A 22,740-nucleotide genomic window follows, 5' to 3' on the forward strand; every position below is an offset into this window, starting at 1 on the left:
ACATGAATTCGCGCGAAACCCGGGGCATGCTGCTCGGCCTCATCGGCGTGATGATCTTCAGCCTGACGCTGCCGATGACGCGGATCGTCGTATCCGAACTCAACCCGCTGCTCAACGGGCTCGGCCGCGCGCTCGCCGCCGCCGTGCCGGCCGGCCTGCTGCTGTGGTGGCGCCGCGAGCCGCTGCCGACCCGCGCGCAGCTGAAAAGCCTCGCGATCACGTCGGCCGGCGTGATCATCGCGTATCCGGTGTTCTCGGCGTGGGCGATGAAATCGGTGCCGGCGTCGCACGGCGCGGTGGTCAACGGGCTGCAACCGTTGTTCGTCGCGCTGTACGCGGCATGGCTGTCGCACGAGCGGCCGTCGAAGGCGTTCTGGGCCAGCGCGGTGGCCGGCAGCGCGCTCGTGATCGCGTTCGCGCTGCGCGACGGCGGCGGCACCGTCCAGGCCGGCGACGCGCTGATGCTCGTCGCGGTCGGCATCGGCGCGCTCGGCTATGCGGAAGGCGCGCGCCTCGCGCGCCAGATCGGCGGCTGGCAGGTGATCTGCTGGGCGCTCGTCGTGTCGGCGCCGTTCCTCGTGCTGCCGGTCGGCTGGCTCGCGTGGATGCAGCACGCCGCGCATCCGGGCCCGCTCGCGCTGCGCACGTGGCTCGCGTTCGGCTACGTGACCCTCTTTTCGCAGTTCATCGGCTTTTTCGCGTGGTATGCGGGGCTCGCGATGGGCGGCATCGCGCGCGTCGGCCAGGTGCAACTGCTGCAGATTTTCTTCACGATCGCCTTTTCCGCACTGCTGTTCGGCGAAACGGTCACGTCGTCGACGTGGCTGTTCGCAGCCGCCGTGATCGCGACCGTGATGCTCGGGCGCCGCTCGGCGGTCGCCACGGCGCCGCGTCCCGCTCGCGCCGGCTGATGAGCTGCGCCATAATGGACGTTTTGCCTGATCGGTTTTGCCAGACTGGCCGTGCCTACCCAGCCGCGACGGCACGATCGCGCTCCCGCCCGCCCACCCGGCTGCGTCGACGCGCTCGGCCTGATCGACCTTTCTTGACTGACCACGCTATCCGAACGAGGAGACTATGAATCCGAGCGACCTGCATCCGCCGCACTGGCAGCTTTCCGAACGCGCCCGCAAGCTGACGAGCTCTGCGATCCGCGAGATCCTGAAGGTCACGGAACGCCCCGAGGTCATCTCGTTCGCCGGCGGCCTGCCCGCCCCCGCGACGTTCCCGGCCGAACGCATGCGCGCCGCCGCCGACCGCGTGCTGCGCGACGCGCCGGCCGCCGCGCTCCAGTACAGCGCGACCGAAGGCTACCTGCCGCTGCGCGAATGGATCGCCGAGCGCTACAGCGTGCGCGTGTCGCAGGTGCTGATCACGACCGGCTCGCAGCAGGCGCTCGACCTGCTCGGCAAGGCGCTGATCGATCCGGACAGCCCGATCCTCGTCGAAACGCCGACCTACCTCGGCGCGCTGCAATCGTTCTCGCTGTACGAGCCGCGCTACGTGCAGGTGCCGACCGACGAGCAGGGCCTGCTGCCGGAAGGCCTCACGCCCGAACTCACGCAAGGCGCGCGCCTGCTGTACGCGCAGCCGAACTTCCAGAACCCGACCGGCCGCCGCCTGCCCGTCGAGCGCCGCCGCGCGCTCGCCGCGTTCGCGCAGTCGAGCCCGTTCCCGGTGCTGGAGGACGATCCGTACGGCGCGCTGAACTACCAGGGCGAGCCGCTGCCGACGATGCTGTCGATGGCGCCCGATCATGTCGTGCACCTCGGCACGTTCTCGAAGGTGCTCGCGCCGGGCCTGCGGATCGGCTACATCATCGCGCCCGAAGAACTCCACTTCAAGCTCGTGCAGGCCAAGCAGGCCACCGACCTGCACACGCCGACGCTCACGCAGCGCATCGCGCACGAAGTGATCAAGGACGGCTTCCTCGACGAGCACATCCCGACGATCCGCGAGCTGTACAGCGCGCAGTGCGACGCGATGCTCGGCGCGCTCACGCGCCACATGCCGGAAGGCGTCACGTGGAACCGCCCGGAAGGCGGGATGTTCATCTGGGTGAACCTGCCCGCGCAGATCGACAGCATGAAGCTGCTCGCCGCGGCCGTCGACAACCACGTCGCCTTCGTGCCGGGCGCGCCGTTCTTCGCGGAGAATGCGCAGCAGAACACGCTGCGCCTGTCGTTCGTGACGGTGCCGCCCGAGAAGATCGAGGAAGGCGTCGCGCGCCTCGGCAAGCTGCTGCGCGAGCGCCTCTGATCCCCTTTTTCCTGTCACGACTCTCTACGAGGAATCGAACGCATGGCTAACGTCTACGACAAACTCAAGTCGCTCGGCATCGAGCTCCCGACCGCCGGCGCACCGGCCGCCGCCTACGTGATGAGCGCGCAAAGCGGAAACACGGTCTACCTGTCGGGCCACATCGCGAAGAAGGACGGCAAGGTCTGGGCCGGCAAGCTCGGCGCGGATCTGCAAACGGAAGACGGCAAGGCGGCCGCCCGCTCGATCGCGATCGACCTGCTCGCGACGCTGCACGCGCACACCGGCGACCTGAACAAGGTCACGCGCATCGTCAAGCTGATGAGCCTCGTCAACTCGACGCTCGACTTCACCGAACAGCACGTCGTGACGAACGGCGCGTCGGAGCTGATCGCCGAAGTGTTCGGCGACGCGGGCAAGCATGCGCGCTCGGCGTTCGGCGTCGCGCAGATCCCGCTCGGCGCATGCGTCGAGATCGAACTGATCGCCGAAGTCGCGTAACGGGCGCATCGCGATGCCAGCCCGTCTCGTTCGCTTCAAGCAGGTCGACGTGTTCACGTCGGTGCCGTTCAAGGGCAATCCGCTTGCCGTGGTGTTCGACGCCGATTCGCTCGGCGACGACGCGATGCTCGAGATCGCCCGCTGGACGAACCTGTCGGAAACGACGTTCGTCTGCGCGCCGACCGATCCGGAAGCCGACTATCGCGTGCGGATCTTCACGACGGGCGGCGAACTGCCGTTCGCCGGCCACCCGACGCTCGGCACCGCGCATGCGTTCCTGGAAAGCGGCGCGCGGCCGCGCACGCCGGGCCGGTTGATCCAGCAGTGCGGGGTCGGCCGGGTCGCGCTGCGCGAGCAGGCCGGCGGCTGGGCGTTCGCCGCGCCGCCGGCGCGCGTCACGCCGCTCGACCGTTCGGACTACGCGGCACTGGCCGCCGCGCTGCGCAGCGACGCGCTCGACCTGGACGCCGAGCCGTGCGCGGTGGACAACGGCGCGCCGTGGCTGGTCGTGCGGCTGAAGTCGGCCGACGCGTGCATCGGCCTGTCGCCCGATCCAGCCGCGCTGGCGGCGCTGACCCACCGCTACGGCGTGGACGGCCTGGCCGCCTACGCGCCGCACGCCGAAGGCGGCCCCGCGACGTTCGAGATCCGCTGCCTGATGACGGGCGGCAAGTTCGGCACCCCCGGCGAGGATCCCGTCACCGGCAGCGCGAACGCCGCGCTGGCCGGGCTGCTGACGCGGCAGGAACGCCGCCCCGGCCCGTCGTATACGGCCCGCCAGGGCACGGCGATCGGCCGCGACGGCCGCATCTTCGTCAGCTATGACGAAGACGGCACGACCTGGATCGGCGGCCACGTCGTCACGGTCGTCGACGGCACGTTCCGGTCACCCGCCTGACATTTCGCGATGTGCGATGGCGCCGGCTCGTCCGGCGCCCCACGCTTTGCCCAACTATCGCAAAAACGTTCCAGACAGTAATATCGGGCCTAATCCGTTGTTTCGGAGGTCTGTCCATGGTTGCGCGTCCCGCGAACGAACAGACGTCGGGACAATCCGAACCATAGCCGGCCATCCAGACGGATGGCGCACGCGAGCAGGACGCCGCCCTCTTCGATGAGCTCCGCCCGGTCCAACCACACGCCGCCGAACCGACCGCTGCGCGCGCCGCGCAAATCGCGCCGGCGGGCGCTGTTTGCCATCCCGCTGCTCGGGATGCTGGCGCTCGCGCTGCTGTGGGCCGTGATCATCGCGCGCCTGTCCGTTGAAAAGGACAGCGCGTACAAGGAAGCGGCCGCCTCCGCGGCGATCCTGTCGTCCGCGCTCGAGCAGCATACGGTCAAGGCGATCCACCAGGTCGACCAGATCACCCGCTTCGTCAAGTTCGAATTCGAGAAATCGCCGGCGCGCTTCAATCTCGCGAGCGCCGTCGAGAAAGGCGTCGTGCCGAGCGACACGCTGATCCAGGTATCGCTCGTCAACGCGAAGGGCATCCTGTTCGCGAACACCGCCGAACTCCATCCGCAGCCGATCAACCTGTCCGACCGCGAGCACTTCAAGGTCCACCTCGCGCACAACGACGACCGCCTCTTCATCAGCAAGCCCGTGCTCGGCCGCGTGTCGAGCCACTGGACGCTGCAGATGACGCGGCGCCTGAACAACCCGGACGGCAGCTTCGCGGGCATCGTCGTGGTGTCGGAAGACCCGAGCTACTTCACGAACGATTTCTACAACAACGCGGCCATCGGCAAGGAAGGCGTGATCGCGGTCGTGTCCGATACGGGCGCGGTGCTCGCGCGGCGCACGGGCTCGGTGAGCAACGCGCCGGGCGCGTTTTCGGCCTCGGGCGTCTATCCGATCGCGGAGCGCGTGACGGGCACGATCATCGATCCGATCGACGGCGTGACGCGCATCGTGTCGTACCGCCACCTCGACGGCTATCCGCTCGCGGTGATGGTCGGGCTGTCGCAGACGGAAGAGTTCGCGGACTACACCCATACGCGCAACGTCTACCTGCTGATGACGAGCTTCATCACGCTCGCGATGCTCGCGTTCTTCGGCGTCGCGACGGGCCTGATCGGCAAGCTGCTCGGCCGCGAGCGCGAAATGACGCAGCTCGCCGAATACGACCTGCTCACCGGCCTCGCGAACCGCTATGCGACGCTGCGCGGGCTGCGCAACGACGTGTCGATGCCCGCGAGCCTGTCGCGGCTCGGCCTGCTGTTCATCGATCTCGACAACTTCAAGACCGTCAACGATACGCTCGGCCACAACGCCGGCGACATCGTGCTGCAGATGACCGCGTCGCGCCTGGCCGATGCGGTCGAGGACGAAGGCTCGCTCGCGCGCATCGGCGGCGACGAGTTCGTCGTCGTGATGAAGGGCGACGACGTCGAGCGGCGCGCGGTGCGGCTCGCGGAAGCGATCATCCAGATGTTCAGCGAGCCGTTCGACGTGCGCGGCAGTTCGTTCGTGCTGCATGCGAGCATCGGCATCGCGCTGCACACCGTCGCGAACGAAAGCGAGATCGACCTGCTGAAAAAGGCCGACCTCGCGATGTACAGCGCGAAGGACGCCGGCAAGAACTGCTACCAGTTCTATGCGCCGCACCTGTCGCACCGCGCCGACCACCTGATGCGCTGGGAACAGCAATTGCGTGTCGCGCTCGCCGAGGGGCAGTTGTTCCTCGCGTACCAGCCGAAGATCGACCTCACGCACCGCACGATCACCGGCTTCGAGGCACTCGCACGCTGGGACCACCCCGAGCACGGCGTCATCTCCGCGAACGAATTCATTTCGATCGCCGAATCGACCGGCCTGATCGTGCCGATCGGCGACTTCGTGATCCGCACCGCGTGCGAGCAGATCGCGCGCTGGCGCGACGAGGGCCACGACACGCTGACGCTCGCCGTCAACATCTCGCCCGTGCAGTTCTGGCGCGGCGACCTGATCGAGACGATCTCGCAGGCGCTGCAGGACACCGGCATCGACGCGAACCGGCTCGAGATCGAAATCACCGAAACCGCGATGATGGAATATCCGGAACTCGTGTCCGAGAAGATCGTCGCGCTGAAAAAGCTCGGCATCCGGATCGCGCTCGACGATTTCGGCACCGGCTATTCGTCGCTGTCGTACCTGCACCGCTTCTCCGTCGACACGCTGAAGGTCGACCGCTCGTTCGTGCAGGCGATTCCGACCGATCGCAGCGTGTGCGTGATGGTGTCGTCGATCGTGCATCTCGCGCGCTCGCTCGGGCTGACCGTCGTCGTCGAGGGCACGGAGACCGAGGAACAGATCACGTGGCTGTCCGCGCTCGGCGAAATCGAGGCGCAGGGCTTCCTGTTCTCGCGCCCGGTGCCGGCCGATGCAATTCCCGCGCTGATCGCACGCTTCGGCGTGCGCGGCGATCATCCGAACGTCGTCGCGCATCGCGCGACCGGCAGCACGGGCACCTGAGCGCCGCACCGCCGCACCATGCAACCGTGGCGCGCGTTGCGCGCCGCCGCAATTATTACGTTTTCCGATCCGTTCGTTTAGTTCATCAACTAGCGTTTTCGCGCATGGCAGTGTCACGATGCGCGGCGGACAATCGGGAGGGCCTACGTGTCGGCGGGCCGCCGGCACGGCCATACGCGAGAGATCCGGCCCTGCGCCAACCACACAATCATGACAACCGTCGAAGTCGAAGCGACCGCTCGTGTCGAAGAGGCACCGGCATCCCTCTGGGCCTTGTTCAAGGTCGTCGCCGGCATTTCGGCCGTCTCGTGGGGCGGGCTTTCGATGATGGCGCAACTCGAACGCCATTACGTGGAGCGGCTGCAGCGCATCGAGCCGCACGTCTTCGGCGATCTCGTCGCGCTGGCGTGGCTCGTACCGGGCCCCGTCGGCTGCAATGTCGCCGTGCAGGTCGGCCAAGTGCTGCATGGTCGTGCGGGCGCATGGGTCGCCGGCATGGCGAGCGTGCTGCCGTTCTCGATCCTGATGACGCTGTTCGCGATCTTCTATCAGACGCCGCTCGTGCGCTCGCTTGCCGCGCCGATGCTGATCAATCACTTCGGGATGGTGCTCGCCGCGCTGATCGGCGTCACGTGGGTCAAGCAGGTGCGCTCGCTCGCGTGCACGCGGCTCGAACAGGCGATCGCCGCGCTATCGACGATTCTGCTCGCTTTCGCACATAGTCCGGCCGCTTTCGTCGGGATTCTGTTCGCTGCGTTTGCAGCGGGCTGGCTGACGGGGCCGTCGCAACGCGACGCGGTCGATTTCACGCTGTCGAAGCGCGACCGCAGCCTGCTCGTGCTGCTCGGCGTGCTCGTCCTGCTGTTCGCGGTGCCGCTGCCCGGCGATTACCAGGCGGAGCTGCTATGGCCGCGCCTCGCGGGCGCCGGCATGACGCTGTTCGGCGGCGGCTTCTCCGCGCTGCCGGTACTCAAGACGCTGTTCGTCTCGCCGGCGACCGGCATCTCCGATCACGACTTCACGCTGGCGTTCGCGCTGTCGCCGGTCGCGCCGGGGCCGTTGCTGAACGTCGTGCCGTTTCTCGGCTACCTGACCGACGGCTGGGTCGGCGCGCTGCTCGCCACGGCCGCGCTGTTCATTCCGTCGGGATGCCTCGTGGTGTTCGCGCAGAACCACCTGTCCCGGCTCAAGCGCCATTCGCGCTTCGAGTACGGGATGCGCCTGCTGCGCGCGGCGACGACGGGCTTTCTCGTGGTCGCCGTCGCGAAGATCCTGCATCGCGAGCCGGCCGACCCGGTTTACTGGCTGACGGGCGCCTTCGCGACGCTGTGCTTCACGCGCTTCAAGGTGCCCGTCTACGCCGTCTACGGCACGGTCGCCGTGGCGTGCAGCGTGTGGCTGTGGGCCGCCGCGCGCTGACGGGCGGCAGCCGCCGCCCCGCCCGAGTTAGCCTGCGTTACCGCCTCAACCAGCCTGCACCGCGACCCGGCGCGCCATCCAGCGGGCGCGCAGCGCGTCGTATGCGAGGTTGAAGCAGAACGTGTAAGGCAGGAAGAACAGCACGATGCCGAGGTCGAGCAGCAGCGCCTCGACGAGGCTCACGTTCAGCCACCACGCGGCCACCGGCACCACCATCGCGACGAGGCCGAGCTCGAACATCACCGCGTGAGCGACCCGCATGCCGAGCGTGCGCGACAACCCGGCCCGCCGCTCGAAGCGGTCGAACAGCGCGTTGAAGGTCATGTTCCACGCCATCGCGATCAGCGACACCATCACCGTCAGCACGCCGACGTGCGACACCGGCATGTCGAGCAGCCACGCGCCGATCGGCGCGCACAGCGCGATCGCCACCAGTTCGAACGTCAGCGCGTGCAGCAGGCGTTCCGTCACCGTTTTATTCATCTGTTTCATGATTCGCTCCAATGCATTACCTGATCCATGCCGGCCATTCTGATCGGCGATACCAGCTGAATCCAGTTTGATATCATCGGTTTTACCGATATAACGCCGCCAGGAGTACTGCATGCACCACGCTCCCGAAGCCCTGCTCGCGTTCGCCGAAGCGGCGCTGCTCGGCTCGTTTACGGCCGCCGCACGCAAGCTCGGCAAGCGTCAGTCGACCGTGTCGGAGGCGATTGCGAACCTCGAAATCGATCTCGGCGTGCAGTTGTTCGATCGCTCGACACGCACGCCGACGCTCACCGATGCCGGCCGTGCGCTGCTGCCGCAGGTGCAGCGCGCGCTCGAAGCCAGCGCGGCGATCGACCGCACGGCCGCCCGGCTCGCGCACGGCGAGGAAGCGCGGCTCACGCTCGTCGTGTCCGATACGTACCAGTCGAAGCGCTACGAGGAGACGTTGATGGCGCTCGAGCGGCGCTTTCCGGCGCTCGAGCTCGAATGCCAGATCGCCGAGCACGACGACGTGCTCGACCTGATCCAGCAGGGCCGCGCGCAACTCGGGCTGATGGCCGCGCGCGCGACCTACCCGGCCGATATCGGCGCGGCGACGGTGGCGGAGGAATCGGAGATCGGGCTGTTCGTCGGCCGCACGCACGCGCTCGCCGAATACGGCGACGCCGAGGTGCCGCACGCGGCGCTGCGCGACGTGCGCGAACTGCGCCTCAATACCTACGTGAAGACGGAAGGCCGCGGGACCGACGACCGGATCGTCGTCGGCACGCAGCACTGGCTCGCGCCGAGCTACCTGATGCTGCTGGAGATGGCCGTACTGGGGTTCGGCTGGGCGGAACTGCCGCGCTGGATGGTCGAGCACTTCGCGCGCGACCGCCTGTGCGAGCTGCGCTCGCGCGGCTGGCCGCGCCGCGTGCGGGTGGATGCGGTCTGGTCGCGCAACCGGCCGCTCGGACCGGCCGGTTCATGGCTGCTCGACGCGATGCTGGCCGCGTAGCGGCGCGTGCAGCCAGGCGTGCGGCCGAGGGCCGGCCGGTCAGAAACCGCGCGACAGCACGGCCGCGCCGATCGTGACGACGCCGAGCACGAGGTTCACGACGACGAGCAGGCGCACCGCGTTCACCGCGCGCGCGCCGTCCGGCCAGTTCTGCGCCTGCACCGCACGACGAATGCGCGGGAACAGCGCGAAGCGGATGTGCCCGAAGATCAGCATCATCACGACGCCGAGCCCGGCCATCGCATGCAGCGACCATGTCGCGTGCGCGCCGCCGAAGCTCGTCAGCAGGAAGCCGCCGGACAGCAGGATCACGATCACGGCCCCCGACACCCAGTTGAAGAAGCGGCCGAACACGCCTTCGATCAGCGGCAAGCGGAGCTGCGGCGACAGGTCGGACAGCGCCGGGCGCAGGCAGAAGTGCGCGAAGACCATCCCGCCCACCCACACGGCGACGGCCAGCAGGTGAAGAAACAGCGCGACGGCAACGGCGTGGGACATGGGGACGATCCTGTGATGAGTGAGGTGCAGCGAACGGCCGCGTCGCACGCGGCATCAAGCGACGTTCGACCCGCCAGCCGCGCCGCGGTTCAGGCCCTCGGCGCGATTTCACATTATTTTGCAAGTTCCGGGTGACAACGCCACGCTTGCTTACCCGAATCCCCACGCCAGAAAGAAAAAGCCGCACGCCCGCCGAAGCGGACGTGCGGCCTTCGATCGCGGCCGAACCGGGCGACCGCGCGCGGCGTCAGCCGAGCAGCGGACGCAGTTCGTTGACGACCTTGAGCTTCGTGTCCGGCGCGCGGCCCTTGCGTGCGCGCTTGCCGATGTGCGGCGCGAGCCCGGCATACGACAGCGTGTCGTCCTGCGCCTTGCCGCCGCGGCCGGTGCCGATCAGCACGACGCCCGCCGGATCGATCGCGAGCGCCTGCACGAGCGTTTCCTTGTCGTCGAGCGCCATCAGGATCACGCCGCGGCCGCCGCCGGACAGCGTCTTCATCTCGTCCATCCCGAACACGAGCAAGCGCCCGCCGCTCGACAGGCACGCGACCTGCGTCGCGTTCGGCAGCACCGGCATCGGCGCGAGCGGCACCGCGCCCGCATCGATGGTCATGAACGACTTGCCGGCCTTCACGCGGCTCACCATGTCGCCGACCTTCGCGAGGAAGCCGAAGCCGTTGCTCGACGCGAGCAGCAGTGGCTGGTCGGCCGGCGCCGCGTAGTAGTGCATCAGGTGCGAGCCCGATTCGAGCTCGATCAGCGACGTCACCGGTACGCCGTCGCCGCGCCCGCCCGGCAGCACCGACACGTCGACCGAGTACACGCGGCCGCTGCTGCCCCACGCGATCAGGCGATCCGGCGTGCGGCACTGGAATGCCGCGTACAGGTGGTCGCCCGCCTTGAACGTGAAGCCGGCCGGGTCGAGCCCGTGGCCCTTCAGCGCACGCACCCAGCCCTTCTGCGACACGACGACCGTCACCGGCTCGTCGACCACCTTCGCCTCGAACGTCGCGCGCTTTTCCTGCTGGATCAGCGTGCGGCGATCGTCGCCGTACTGCTTCGCATCGGCCTCGATCTCCTTGATCATCAGCCGCTTCATCGCGCTTTCGTTCGCGAGCAGTTCCTCGAGCTTCGCCTTCTCGTCGCGCAGCGCTTCGAGTTCCTTCTCGATCTTGATCTTCTCGAGCCGCGCGAGCTGGCGCAGGCGGATTTCGAGAATGTCCTCGGCCTGCCGCTCGCTGAGGCCGAACGCGCTCATCAGCGCGGCCTTCGGCTCGTCCGCCTCGCGAATGATGCGGATCACCTCGTCGATGTTCAGGAAGACGATCATCCGCCCTTCGAGGATGTGGATGCGGTCGTCGACCTTCGCGAGACGATGGCGGCACCGGCGCGTCATCGTCAGCTGGCGGAACTTCACCCATTCGTCGAGGATCGTCAGCAGGCCCTTCTGGCCCGGCCGGCCATCAGCGCCGATCATCACGAGGTTCAGCGTCGCGTTCGATTCGAGGCTCGTGTACGCGAGCAGCGTGTTCACGAATTCCGTCTGGTCGATCGTGCGCGACTTCGGCTCGAACACGAGCCGCACCGCCGCTTCCTTGCCCGACTCGTCGCGCACCGCGTCGAGCAGGTCGAGCATCGCCTTCTTCGTGTTGAGCTGCTCGGGCGTCAGCGTCTTCTTGCCGAGCTTGAGCTTCGGGTTGGTCAGTTCCTCGATTTCCTCGAGCACCTTCTGGCCCGACGTGCTCGGCGGCAGCTCGGTCACGACGAGCTGCCACTGGCCGCGCGCGAGATCCTCGATCTTCCATTTCGCGCGCACCTTCAGGCTGCCGCGGCCCGTTTCGTACGCGGCCGCGATTTCGGCGTCGCTCGAGATGATCTGGCCGCCGCCGGGGAAATCCGGGCCGGGGATCAGGTTCATCAGCTCCGCGTGCGTGAGCTTCGGATTGCGGATCAGCGTGACCGCCGCCGCTGCGACTTCGCGCAGGTTGTGCGACGGGATTTCGGTGGCGAGGCCGACCGCGATACCCGACGCGCCGTTCAACAGCACGAACGGCATGCGGCTCGGCAGCGTCTTCGGCTCCTCGAACGAGCCGTCGTAGTTCGGCATGAAATCGACCGTGCCCTGGTCGATCTCGTCGAGCAGCAGCTTCGCGATCGGCGTGAGGCGCGCTTCCGTGTAACGCATCGCCGCCGCGCCGTCGCCGTCGCGCGAGCCGAAGTTGCCCTGCCCGTCGATCAGCGGATAGCGCAGCGAGAAATCCTGTGCGAGACGCACGAGCGCGTCGTACGCCGACTGGTCTCCGTGCGGATGGTATTTACCGAGCACGTCGCCGACCACGCGCGCCGACTTCACCGGCTTCGCGTCGGGCCCCAGGCCCATTTCGTTCATCGCGAACAGGATCCGGCGCTGCACCGGCTTCTGGCCGTCGCACACGTCGGGCAGCGCGCGGCTCTTCACGACGCTGACCGCGTAGCTGAGATACGCCTGCTCCGCGTAGTTGCCGAGCGTCAGCGCGTCGCTCTCGGGCGCGTCGGGGCTGGCAAAGAGATCGGAAGTATTGTCGTCCATCTGAATTCCGTATTCGTAAGTGGCGTGAGGCCGGGCCGGGCGTCATGCCCGGCCGCGCGGAACGCTCCGCTTAAATATCCGCTTCGACGTCGTTGCCCTTTTCCTCGAGCCAGCCGCGCCGCGCGGCTGCCTCGCCCTTGCCCATCAGCATCGTCATGCGCGCGACGGTCGCCTCGTAGTCGAGCTCGCCGAGCTTCACCGGCATCAGGCGGCGCGTATCGGGATTCATCGTCGTGTCCCACAGCTGCTCGGCGCTCATTTCGCCGAGGCCCTTGAAGCGGCTGATGCTCCACTGCGTGTCACGCACGCCGTCCTTGCGCAGCTTGTCGAGGATCGCTTCGAGCTCGCCATCGTCGAGCGCATAGAGCTTCTGCGCGGCCTTCTTGCCGCGCGCGGGCGCGTCGACGCGGAACAGCGGCGGCCGCGCGACGCATACATGGCCGCGCTCGATCAGTTGCGGGAAATGCTTGAAGAACAGCGTGAGCAGCAGCACCTGGATGTGCGAGCCGTCGACGTCCGCGTCCGACAGGATGCAGATCTTGCCGTAGCGCAGGTTCGACAGGTCGACGGTGTCGTCCGGGCTGTGCGGATCGACGCCGATCGCGACCGAGATGTCGTGCACCTCGTTGTTCGCGAACAGGCGGTCGCGCTCGGTTTCCCACGTGTTCAGCACCTTGCCGCGCAGCGGCAGGATCGCCTGGTATTCCTTGTCGCGGCCCATCTTCGCGGAGCCGCCCGCCGAGTCGCCCTCGACGAGGAACAGTTCGTTGCGCGCGATATCTTCCGTCTCGCAATCGGTCAGCTTGCCCGGCAGCACCGCGACGCCCGAGCTCTTGCGCTTCTCGACCTTCTGGCCGGCGCGCGTACGCGCCTGCGCCTGCTTGATCACGAGTTCGGCGAGCTTCTTGCCGTGCTCGACGTGCTGGTTCAGCCACAGTTCGAGCGCCGGACGCGAGAACGACGACACGAGCTTCACCGCGTCGCGGCTGTTCAGCCGTTCCTTGATCTGCCCCTGGAACTGCGGATCGAGCACCTTCGCGGACAGCACGAACGACACGCGCGCGAACACGTCTTCCGCGAGCAGCTTCACGCCCTTCGGCTGCAGGTTGTGCAGCTCGACGAAGCTCTTCACGGCCTGGTACAGGCCGTCGCGCAAGCCGGACTCGTGCGTGCCGCCGGCCGGCGTCGGGATCAGGTTCACGTACGACTCGCGCACCAGCGAGCCTTCCTCGCTCCATGCGACGACCCACGATGCGCCCTCGCCCTCGGCGAAGGTGTCGTCGCCCGAACGCGAATCGGCGAAGCGCTCGCCTTCGAACAGCGGGATCAGCAGCTCGCTGCCGTTCATTTCGTCGAGCAGGTAGCCGCGCAGGCCGTCTTCATACTTCCACGTCTGACGCTCGCCGGTCTTTTCGTTGACGAGCACGACCTCGACGCCCGGCAGCAGCACGGCCTTCGAGCGCAGCAGGCGCTGCAGCTCGCCGAGCGGCAGGTTCGGCGAATCGAAGTATTTCGGATTCGGCCACACCTGCACGCGCGTGCCGGATTTCTTCTCGCCGCGGCCTGCGCCTTGCGTCGACAGCGGCTTCACGACGTCGCCGTCGGCGAAGCCGAGCTCGGCGATCTTGCCGTCGCGCCACACCGTCACGTCGAGACGCGTCGCGAGTGCGTTCGTCACCGACACGCCGACGCCGTGCAGGCCGCCCGAGAACGTGTACGCGCCGCCCGCGGCCTTGTCGAACTTGCCGCCCGCATGCAGGCGCGTGAACACGATCTCGACGACCGGCACGCCCTCTTCAGGGTGCATGCCGAACGGGATGCCGCGGCCGTCGTCTTCGACCGACACCGACTGGTCGGTGTGCAGCGTGACCGTGATCTGCTTGCCGTAGCCGCCGAGCGCCTCGTCGGACGCATTGTCGATGACTTCCTGAATGATGTGCAGCGGATTTTCGGTACGGGTGTACATGCCGGGCCGCTGCTTGACCGGCTCGAGACCCTTGAGCACCTTGATCGATGCTTCGCTATAGGCCGCGCTGGGTTTCTTTGTTGACATAGGCGCTGAATTTCGTCATTCATCGGGACGTTGTCCACACCTCGTGTGGATAACGTCGTGGACAAAACGTTGAGTTCCGTAAAAAAGCGAATCGAAACAACGGTGTGCTTGGACTGCTCCGAAAGCGGGCGCGCGGCGTGCGCTGCGCGACCCTGAACGCGCGGTATTCTACTGGTTCCGCGTGGCGCGCCAATCGCGGGATCGGCGCGCGCCGCACGCGTCACGCCGGCTTGCGCTTCGCCTCGAGCGTTTCCCACCGTTCGAGCGCGGCGAGCAGTTCGTCGTCGATCGCCGCGAACCGCTCGGTCAGGCGCGTGCCTTCCTGCGGATCCTTCGCGAAAATCGCGCCGTCCTCGAGCTGCGCATTGATCGTCTTCTGCTCCGCTTCGAGCGCGGCGATCTTCTCCGGCAGCGAATCGAGTTCGCGCTGCTCGTTGAACGACAGCTTCACCGTGCGCTGCGCGTTGCGGCCGGCCGCGCTCTTCGCCGGTTCATCCTTCGCGGGCGCCGCTTCCTTGACCGCGCGCTTCGCGGCTTCCTGCTGCGCGAGCTGCTCCGATCGTTCGCTCTGGATCTGCCAGTCGGTGAAGCCGCCGACATATTCGCGCCACTTGCCGTCGCCCTCGGCCGCGATCACCGACGTCACGACGTTGTCGAGGAACGCACGATCGTGGCTGACGAGCAGCACCGTGCCGTCGTAGTCGGCCAGCAGCTCTTCGAGCAGTTCGAGCGTCGGGATGTCGAGGTCGTTGGTCGGTTCGTCGAGGACCAGCACGTTGGCCGGGCGCGCGAACAGGCGCGCGAGCAGCAGCCGGTTGCGCTCGCCGCCCGACAACGACTTCACCGGCGAACGCGCGCGTTCCGGCGCGAACAGGAAATCGCCGAGATAGCTCATCACGTGCTTGCGCACGCCGCCGATCTCGACCCATTCGCTGCCGGGGCTGATCGTATCCGCGAGGCTCTTCTCCTGGTCGAGCTGCGCGCGCATCTGGTCGAAATACGCGACCTGCAGGTTCGTGCCGGTGCGCACCGTGCCTTCGTCGGGCTTCAGGTCGCCGAGGATCAGCTTCAGCAACGTGGTCTTGCCGGCGCCGTTCGGGCCGACGAAGCCGATCTTGTCGCCGCGCATGACCGTCGTCGAGAAGCGGTCGACCACCGTGCGGCCGCCGTAGCGCTTCGTCACGTCGGTCAGCTCCGCGACGATCTTGCCGGACTTCTCGCCCTGCGCGACGTCGAGCTTCACGTTGCCTTGCGCATTGCGGCGCTCCGCGCGCTCGTCGCGCATCTGCACGAGCCGCGCGATGCGGCCGACGCTGCGCGTGCGGCGCGCTTCGACGCCCTTGCGGATCCACACTTCTTCCTGCGCGAGCAGCTTGTCGAACTTCTCGTTCTCCACGCGCTCGACTTCGAGCTGCTGCGCCTTGCGCGTCTGGTACGCGGAGAAATTGCCCGGATACGACAGCAGCCGGCCGCGATCGAGCTCGACGATGCGCGTCGCGACGCGGTCGAGGAACGCGCGATCGTGGGTGATGAACAGCAGGCCCGCGCGCTGCGCGACGAGCAGCTCTTCGAGCCAGCGGATGCCGTCGAAATCGAGGTGGTTGGTCGGCTCGTCGAGCAGCAGCACGTCGGGCTGCAGCACCAGCGCGCGCGCCAGCGCGACGCGCTTCTGCATCCCGCCCGACAGCGCGTCGACGCTGGCATCGCCGTCCTGCAGGCCGATCTGCGCGAGCGTCATCGACACGCGCGTGCGCCAGTTCCACGCGTCGTGCGCATCGAGCGACGACTGCAGCGCGTTCATCCGCGCGAGCAGCGCATCGTGCTCGGCGCCTTCCGGTATCTCCGCGAGGCGGTGCGCGATCGAATCGTATTCTTCGAGCAGTTCGCGCGTATGCGCGAGCCCCGACGCGACCGCGTCGAACACCGTCGCGCCCGGCTCGAATTCGGGCTCCTGCGGCACGTAGACCGTCACGAGCTCCTGCTGGCGCGTGACCAGCCCGTCGTCGGGCTTCGCGAGATCGGCGACGATCTTCAGCAGCGACGACTTGCCCGCGCCGTTGCGGCCGATCAGGCCGACCCGCTCGCCGGCTTCCAGCGAGAAATCCGCGTGATCGAGCAACGCGACGTGACCGAACGCGAGCTGCGCGCCGGTAATGGAATAGAGCGACATGGGGAGACGGCGAAGAGAGAAATCGGAAGCGCCCATTGTACCGGGCGCGGAGGCCGGCATCGGCTCGGCTGGACGGACGAGTGCCGCGGGGTGCTCCTGGCGGGCGCCGACGCGGTATCGTGGGCGCGGTGTGGCCGACCTCCGGTTTTCGGATGCCGGCTACGGTTTGCGTGCCCGCATGAGCACGCGAATGCCGGCCGGATGCCCGGGGCCGGCCGATCGGTAGATCCCGCGCGCGGCGCATCGGGCGCCGGCGCGGGATGCACGGTTATTTCACGTTGACCGTGATCGTCGAGCTCAGTTCGGGACCGTACGAACGGTGCGCGCCGTCACCGAATTGCAGCGTCAGCGTGTGCTGCCCGGGCGGCAGCTTGATGTCGGTTTCGTTCTGGGCCTTGCCGAAGTGCAGCGAACGCTCGCTCGCGGGAATCACGTCGCCCTTCGGTACCGGCTTGCCGTCGATCAGCAGGTGATGGTGACCGGTATTCGGGGTCATGTCGCCGGCCGGCTTCAGCGCCATGCCTTCGAGACCGAACTTCACATGCACCGGATTCGACACCGTCGCACCGTCGCTCGGCGCTTCGAAATACACGCGCGCCTCGGCCCGCGCGATCGTCGACACGGCCATCGCCGCGACGCATACCGCACCTGCGATCCACTTTCTGTTCAGCATCGCATTCTCCTTATGATTGGACAGCCTTGGAAGCATACACCGCACGAACAGCGGGCGTGTTTCAGTTGCGTTGTTCGCGATGCGTACGTTTAAAACGAAGTTGCGCAGGCGTTCGGCGAAATTCCGGTACCATTGCGCCTTTCGTCCGCCGGCCAGGCCGCGGACGACATCGCCGAATTTTCATTATCCTGAGCGCAACATGAGCGAAGTAACCGAATACCAGAGCTGGGTCTGCCTGATTTGCGGGTGGGTCTACAACGAAGCGGAAGGACTGCCCGACGAAGGCATCGCGGCCGGCACCCGTTTCGCCGACATTCCCGCCGACTGGCGCTGCCCGCTGTGCGACGTGGGCAAGGAAGATTTCGTCGTCGTCGATTTCTGATTTTCTGTTCTGATCGCGGTTGATCACGCGATACGCGCGTTGGGGTGATGCATTCCGCCCCGCCGACGCGCCGCGCGTTTGCTATACTCTGCGCGCTGTCCACACCGCCGTCCGGCTCGCGTTTTTTTCGCGCGATTGCCCGGACTTGGCTCTCCCCGTAGTTCAGGGGATGGAATGATAAGCGCAAGGCTTATCCCGTAAGGCCCACACCCCTTGCTGTAGCAAATTTGTAGCACACACAAAAGCCCGCTTGCAGCGGGCTTTTGTGCTTCTGAGCGTCCATCCTGCCACTGATTCGAGACTCGGACGGGGCCGCCAGCGGTCGCCCCTCCTAAAGTAACTAGGTTGGCCTACGCGACGACCAATGAGAACATGGTTCGCGCCCGGTGTCGTTCCAGCGGGTGGAGAGTCCGATGAGCAAAGAGTCAAACGACGTCGCCGATCTGAGACGCTTCGCGATATCGCTGAGCGATGAGCTGGAAGTTGTCTCTGACGAGGTGGTCAGATTGATGCATTGCCTCGACGCATATCAAATGCTACTGGAGGGGCTGTGCGTCGCCCACCGAGATCCGCAGACCGTCCGACGGGAGGTCGAGAACCAGATCGAGCAGGTTGCCCGGATACTGTCGACCGAGCCGACGGCCCGAGACCGGTACCTCGGCCAGCTCATGGAGCACATCATTCCCCTACTGCTTGCACTTGGTCGACCAGGCTGCCCGTAATCAGGAGGAGCAACGGCAGCTTCGCCGCCAGCTACCGCACCCAAACTAAATCGTTGCAGAGGCAGCAGCCGACTCGCCACCGGCTAAACAGCTTTGCAGGCCGTCTCATTTCTTTTTAATTCAATAGCTTAACTTAATTAACCACTCAATCCAACCACCTCATCTCATCGAGATCCGCGATATGCACAGATCGCACGTAGGTCGATGTACGATGATGCCCTTCATCTCAAATATAAGAAGGAGCGGTCATGGCGACCCGTTCTGCCGAAGCAATTGAACGCGGGATCACCCGCCTGCAGGACCGGATCGATGCACTCAAAGCATTCGACTTCCAGGCTCTCACGACGGACGGAACCATGCCCGAGTTGGCAGCGCTGTCAGCCGCGATCGCGGATACGCTCGAACGGTGCTTTGGTCTGGATACGCCAGCTTTCCGCCGTTATAGGCCGGCGGCCACGCTGAGACCAATACGGCCAAGAAGCTACCGTAATAGCTTCTATCTTCGACAAGAAACCCGGGAACATTTCGAGCGTTCTGTCGCGCTTCTGCAAGATGCGCAGCGTGCACTTCGCGAAGACCTCGTAGATTCGGAGCATGAAATGCGATCAAAGAAACCGCCAACGCTTGCAGACCAAATGACATCCATTTCTCGACGTGTATTCGTAGTCCACGGACATGACGGCGAGCCCCGCGAGGCGGTCGCCCGCTTTCTGGAAAAAATCGGGTTCGAAGCAATCATCCTGCACGAGCAGGCGAACCAAGGACGCACAATTATTGAAAAAATTGAAGCCAACGACGACGTTAGTTTCGCGGTGGTGCTGCTAACGCCGGACGACGAAGGCTGTGTGAAGGGTGGCGAACTCAAGCCCCGGGCGCGACAAAATGTGATGCTTGAACTCGGCTATTTCATCGGTCGACTCGGCAGAGACAAGGTGTGCGCGCTCAAACGAGGCGAGCTTGAGATTCCAAGCGATTATCTTGGCGTAGTTTGGGTCGCAATGGATGCGGGCGACGATTGGAAACGGTCGCTCGGGCAGGAGCTTCAAGCCGCCGGGCATGACGTCGACTGGAACAAGGTTATGCGGTCGTAACACAGCCAAAGCAACTTTTCCCGGTCACACGAGCATGCACCCCACGGCAGCATCTGCAAACGTAACTCCAATGACGCAGCAGTACCTGAGCCTTAACTGACAAGGCTCAGGACGCAGACCTACGCCTTCGCGTCCCCGATAGACCGTAGCAGCGCTGACATCATGCGTTGCAACGATGCATTCGTGCTTACCAGCTAGTCAGCCTTAGCTTAAACAACATCAATCCCGGCGAAATTTACGAACGAACAGGATGCCACCGTCGTGCCCTACCCACGGATGGCACCTAGGCACCCGCACAATTGCGACGAATACGGCTACACTTATCCTGCAAGGCGCATCAAAAAAATTCAATTCGCCATATAAAAGCAAACGGGGTTATCGATGGTAACTAAACGGATTGTTATATTGGCCAACTCCGTAAAGGGAGCCGGTCATTGCGTTGCTGGTATCGAAATTCTGCCAGACGGATCGCTCGGCAATTGGATACGACCGATCGGTTCCGGACACGAAGACGCCCTCACGAATCGCGAGCAGGCTTACCCGAATGGCGCGAACCCCCAGCTACTCGACGTTGTTGATATGCGACTTTTGGGCCACGAACCCCAGGGCTGCCAAACGGAAAACTGGCGCGTCGATCCCACGTATAGGTGGGTCAAAGTCAACACCGCGACCATCGCACAAGCGTCCGCGCTTGCTGAAAGCCCCCCGATCTTGTTCCTCAACGCAGGGCGCTCGGGCAAAGGGTGGAACGATCAAATCGCCAATGACGTCGCCGACGCGCAAGTGACACGCTCGCTTCACCTGATCCACGTTGGAGCGGTGGAGATCCAGGTGACCCACGGCTATAACGGAGGCGCTCACGAAATTCGGGCCGAGTTCTTGCACCAGAGAGAGCTGTATCGCCTTAAAATTACAGATCCTGCGGTCAGGAACGCGTTTCTCCCAATGGGGATCGGATCGTACGATCTGGGCTCCTGCCTTTTGTGCATCAGCCTCGCAGCGCCCTTCCTGAAGGGCTCCGACGATATCTGGTATCGATACAAGGTGGTTGCGGGAATTGTTAGGCTGCCTTGAACTGTCCCATACTTGCTACGCACGCGGAGAACAGGATCGACATGGACGTTGCGACCATCGGATTTACCAACAAGTCGGCCGAGAAATTTTTTGGCTTGCTGCGCAAGGCTGAGGTGCGGACATTGCTGGATGTTCGTCTCAACAACATTTCGCAACTCGCAGGCTTCGCAAAAAAACCGGACCTTAAGTTTTTTCTGTCTGAACTTCTTGGTGCCCAATTCGTTGAGCTTCGCGAATTAGCGCCGGAGAAGGAAATGCTTAAGCGCTACCAGAAAAAGGAGCTATCTTGGGATAGCTACGCGACGGAATATATCGAACTGCTGGCAAAACGGCGAGTGGAGAGCAACCTCGACTTGTCTTTGTTTGACAGAGGATGTCTATTGTGCAGTGAAGACAAGCCGCATCATTGTCACCGTAGACTCGCAGTCGAGTATTTGAATACTCGATGGGATAACAGATTGAAGGTGACGCACCTATTCTGATGACAGATATGACGGCATCAAGCAAAGTAACATTACTCGTCGCTCTTTCGGAGGGTTTTGTATTCCCTCGCATTTTCGCTTCAAGAATGGATCGCATCATTGCCGCACTGACAGAGGTCGAGGTGGTGGTCGTTCAAGATCACAAGTTCATCGCACGCGACTACTTCGAGCGGTTAGCATTCCCAGTACGTGAAGAACGTGTCAACACCCGCATGGCTGCGAAAAGCGTTGTTGGCGCTTGCACGCATGTTGTTGTCTTCTGGGGCGGAAACGATCTTTCTGACATAATTTATTTTTCTCGACTACTCCAAAAGCAAACTCGTATCGTCCCGCTGCGCATCACAACCGTCAGGAATAAAAAAAAGGACGAAGAGTTCGATGTGTACATTGGTCGCGGAACCAGATGGGGGAATCCATTTGAAATTAGCCACGGCCCCGATGGAGCCTCGCGGGAAGAAGTAATTGAAAAATATCGCAAACACTTCGAGGCCGAGGTGTGGCCTGATCCGGAACAACGGTCGGCATTGCTGTCGCTGCGAGGTTATCGCCTTGGTTGTTTCTGCGCACCGTTACCATGCCATGGCGACGTAATTGCAGAGTATCTCAATAAATACGTGGATGAAGAGGAAACTTCCGGGGACGGCGAATAAGACTAGCTGCTGAACGGTGGATTTCAACTTAGCTCGGCCTTACGATATTGAATTAACGTTCCATCGCTTAAATGGGACCTGTCGCAACCCCAAAGCCGATTGCATCTCGCGTAAAAATAAAAGCTACTTTGGTCCGGCCCCCATCTCATCGGCTGGATAGAGCTGCAGCAGCGATCGCGCCGCTTCGATATTCGACGTGTGCAGCCACTCGTCATAGTCGGCCGGGCGCAACATCACCACGCCGCGCTTCTCGTCTTCCGGCCTGTGCATCAGCTTGAAGAGCGCGTGGTCGTCGGCATTGAGAGTCAGCATGGTCATGCCGAAAAGCACCTGTCCGTCGTCACCCTGATATCGTCGCCAGATCCCGGCAACGCAATACGCGCCCCAATCAGCGAGGCCGATCCGCTGCCACACGCACGGCCCACGATCCCATCCGCCGCCCGCCTTCGGTTTGGCGTTCGGATATGACGGCTCGACAACATACTCTGCGGGTATCAGGCAGCGCTGGCCGTCGTGCCACGCGCCCTTATACAGGCGCTTCTCTGCGACGTCTTCACCTCGCGCGTTGACGGTATCGAACTTCTTCAGCTTCTTGCCCTTGTCGTCGACTCTGTCTGGCTGTATGAACTTTGGCCAGAAGCCAAACACCCCAATCTCGACGAGTGAACCGTCACCGTCCGGAAGGATGACCGGCGCACGATAGTCGGGCCAGACATCGACATCCCACGGTTCGCGGCGAAACAAGTCGCCGATGCCGATCGTCAGCTCGTTGATGCCCGGATCTTCGTCTGGCGCTTTGTAGTTAGTGCACACGCGTCACGTCCCCTCTTCATTCGAGATGTCAGTGTCCGGCTAGTCATAGCCCAGCGGTGGAGGCGATTGAATCTGGTCCAGCGGTATAACGGGGCCGCTGAGCCAATCGTCCAGCGCGGTGCAAATGATGTCGTAATAGACCTCATCGAACCCGGAGCCTTCGGGCTGGCCCGGCGCGTCGGGGAACAATTCTCGGCCGAGCGTCACCTGATGCTCGCAGAAGCCATATTTCCCCACGACGATATTCCCTCCGAGATCGTTGCAGCACCGCGCTTCGTACCCTATGACCGTGACCTCCATGAGGCTTAGGATATGGTATTTGGCATCTGCAATACACATGTCGACGAATGCCGATTGCACGGCTGTCATGGGTCGCAACATATCACCCTCCGTCCGGTGGCCTCCCTCTTCAGATCTTACTGCGCCGCTCCTCGATCCCTA

Annotated in this window: 21 protein-coding genes; 13 read left to right on the forward strand and 8 right to left on the reverse strand. The window is 64.6% G+C overall.

What is annotated here, in order from left to right; genetic code table 11:
• Positions 1-2 precede the first annotated feature (2 nt).
• The 6 genes from HWX03_RS21975 (at position 3) to HWX03_RS22000 (ending at position 7,633) form a co-directional block, all read left to right on the forward strand.
• The gene (locus HWX03_RS21975) at positions 3-911 is read left to right on the forward strand and encodes a DMT family transporter (protein ID WP_175872659.1); all 909 of its coding nucleotides are present in this window, start codon (positions 3-5) and stop codon (positions 909-911) included.
• A gap of 166 nt (positions 912-1,077) precedes the next feature.
• Complete coding sequence (locus tag HWX03_RS21980; protein ID WP_175872660.1) at positions 1,078-2,259, forward strand: PLP-dependent aminotransferase family protein; 1,182 nt, start codon at positions 1,078-1,080, stop codon at positions 2,257-2,259.
• Positions 2,260-2,301: 42 nt separating this feature from the next.
• Positions 2,302-2,760: a RidA family protein gene (locus tag HWX03_RS21985; protein WP_006478174.1), complete on the forward strand. Its 459-nt coding sequence runs from the start codon at positions 2,302-2,304 to the stop codon at positions 2,758-2,760.
• 13 nt (positions 2,761-2,773) lie between these two features.
• Complete coding sequence (locus HWX03_RS21990) at positions 2,774-3,658, forward strand: PhzF family phenazine biosynthesis protein (RefSeq protein ID WP_175872661.1); 885 nt, start codon at positions 2,774-2,776, stop codon at positions 3,656-3,658.
• Between the two features lie 216 nt (positions 3,659-3,874).
• Complete coding sequence (locus HWX03_RS21995; RefSeq protein WP_175822300.1) at positions 3,875-6,214, forward strand: EAL domain-containing protein; 2,340 nt, start codon at positions 3,875-3,877, stop codon at positions 6,212-6,214.
• 210 nt (positions 6,215-6,424) lie between these two features.
• Positions 6,425-7,633 carry a chromate transporter gene (locus HWX03_RS22000; protein WP_175822299.1) on the forward strand — a complete coding sequence of 403 codons (1,209 nt, stop codon included), beginning with the start codon at positions 6,425-6,427 and terminating at the stop codon, positions 7,631-7,633.
• Positions 7,634-7,678: 45 nt separating this feature from the next.
• On the opposite strand, the gene HWX03_RS22005 is transcribed toward HWX03_RS22000, so the two are convergent.
• Positions 7,679-8,125 carry a multidrug/biocide efflux PACE transporter gene (locus tag HWX03_RS22005; protein WP_174388024.1) on the reverse strand — a complete coding sequence of 149 codons (447 nt, stop codon included), beginning with the start codon at positions 8,123-8,125 and terminating at the stop codon, positions 7,679-7,681.
• Between the two features lie 112 nt (positions 8,126-8,237).
• Between HWX03_RS22005 and HWX03_RS22010 the strand changes: the two genes are divergently transcribed.
• On the forward strand, positions 8,238-9,122 hold the full coding sequence (locus HWX03_RS22010) for a LysR family transcriptional regulator (RefSeq protein ID WP_027785082.1): 885 nt from the start codon (positions 8,238-8,240) through the stop codon (positions 9,120-9,122).
• A 39-nt stretch (positions 9,123-9,161) separates the two neighbouring features.
• Here HWX03_RS22010 and HWX03_RS22015 read toward each other — a convergent pair whose 3' ends face one another.
• The 5 genes from HWX03_RS22015 to HWX03_RS22035 form a co-directional block, all read right to left on the reverse strand.
• Positions 9,162-9,620: a CopD family protein gene (locus tag HWX03_RS22015; protein ID WP_006487629.1), complete on the reverse strand. Its 459-nt coding sequence runs from the start codon at positions 9,618-9,620 to the stop codon at positions 9,162-9,164.
• A gap of 247 nt (positions 9,621-9,867) precedes the next feature.
• A complete protein-coding gene (gene parC, locus HWX03_RS22020; protein ID WP_175872662.1) occupies positions 9,868-12,189 on the reverse strand; it encodes a DNA topoisomerase IV subunit A in 2,322 nt (773 codons plus the stop codon).
• Between the two features lie 70 nt (positions 12,190-12,259).
• Positions 12,260-14,242, reverse strand: coding sequence for a DNA topoisomerase IV subunit B (locus HWX03_RS22025; protein WP_175822296.1), 1,983 nt, complete (start codon positions 14,240-14,242; stop codon positions 12,260-12,262).
• 220 nt (positions 14,243-14,462) lie between these two features.
• Positions 14,463-16,448 (reverse strand): ATP-binding cassette domain-containing protein, encoded by a 1,986-nt coding sequence (locus HWX03_RS22030; RefSeq protein WP_175872663.1) that lies wholly within the window; start codon positions 16,446-16,448, stop codon positions 14,463-14,465.
• Positions 16,449-16,680: 232 nt separating this feature from the next.
• Positions 16,681-17,085, reverse strand: a complete 405-nt coding sequence (locus HWX03_RS22035) for a DUF4399 domain-containing protein (RefSeq protein ID WP_175872664.1) — start codon at positions 17,083-17,085, stop codon at positions 16,681-16,683.
• Positions 17,086-17,284: 199 nt separating this feature from the next.
• Here HWX03_RS22035 and HWX03_RS22040 point away from each other — a divergent pair, with 199 nt between their 5' ends.
• From HWX03_RS22040 to HWX03_RS22065, 6 genes are all read left to right on the forward strand, one after another.
• Entirely contained in the window at positions 17,285-17,467 is a 183-nt protein-coding gene (locus HWX03_RS22040; RefSeq protein WP_034190709.1) for a rubredoxin, read from the forward strand.
• A 413-nt stretch (positions 17,468-17,880) separates the two neighbouring features.
• Complete coding sequence (locus HWX03_RS22045) at positions 17,881-18,189, forward strand: hypothetical protein (protein ID WP_175749746.1); 309 nt, start codon at positions 17,881-17,883, stop codon at positions 18,187-18,189.
• 248 nt (positions 18,190-18,437) lie between these two features.
• Complete coding sequence (locus tag HWX03_RS22050; RefSeq protein ID WP_175872665.1) at positions 18,438-19,280, forward strand: nucleotide-binding protein; 843 nt, start codon at positions 18,438-18,440, stop codon at positions 19,278-19,280.
• Positions 19,281-19,685: 405 nt separating this feature from the next.
• Positions 19,686-20,354 carry a hypothetical protein gene (locus HWX03_RS22055; protein WP_175872666.1) on the forward strand — a complete coding sequence of 223 codons (669 nt, stop codon included), beginning with the start codon at positions 19,686-19,688 and terminating at the stop codon, positions 20,352-20,354.
• 41 nt (positions 20,355-20,395) lie between these two features.
• Positions 20,396-20,836, forward strand: coding sequence for a DUF488 domain-containing protein (locus HWX03_RS22060; RefSeq protein ID WP_175872667.1), 441 nt, complete (start codon positions 20,396-20,398; stop codon positions 20,834-20,836).
• 86 nt (positions 20,837-20,922) lie between these two features.
• Positions 20,923-21,486 carry a DUF4326 domain-containing protein gene (locus HWX03_RS22065; protein ID WP_208456815.1) on the forward strand — a complete coding sequence of 188 codons (564 nt, stop codon included), beginning with the start codon at positions 20,923-20,925 and terminating at the stop codon, positions 21,484-21,486.
• 123 nt (positions 21,487-21,609) lie between these two features.
• On the opposite strand, the gene HWX03_RS22070 is transcribed toward HWX03_RS22065, so the two are convergent.
• Together HWX03_RS22070 and HWX03_RS22075 are read right to left on the reverse strand one after the other, a co-directional pair.
• Entirely contained in the window at positions 21,610-22,299 is a 690-nt protein-coding gene (locus tag HWX03_RS22070; protein WP_175872668.1) for an SOS response-associated peptidase family protein, read from the reverse strand.
• Between the two features lie 39 nt (positions 22,300-22,338).
• Positions 22,339-22,680 (reverse strand): hypothetical protein, encoded by a 342-nt coding sequence (locus HWX03_RS22075; RefSeq protein ID WP_175872669.1) that lies wholly within the window; start codon positions 22,678-22,680, stop codon positions 22,339-22,341.
• Between the last annotated feature and the right edge of the window lie 60 nt (positions 22,681-22,740).

The organism is Burkholderia sp. BCC0397, from assembly GCF_902832865.1.
GTDB lineage: Bacteria > Pseudomonadota > Gammaproteobacteria > Burkholderiales > Burkholderiaceae > Burkholderia.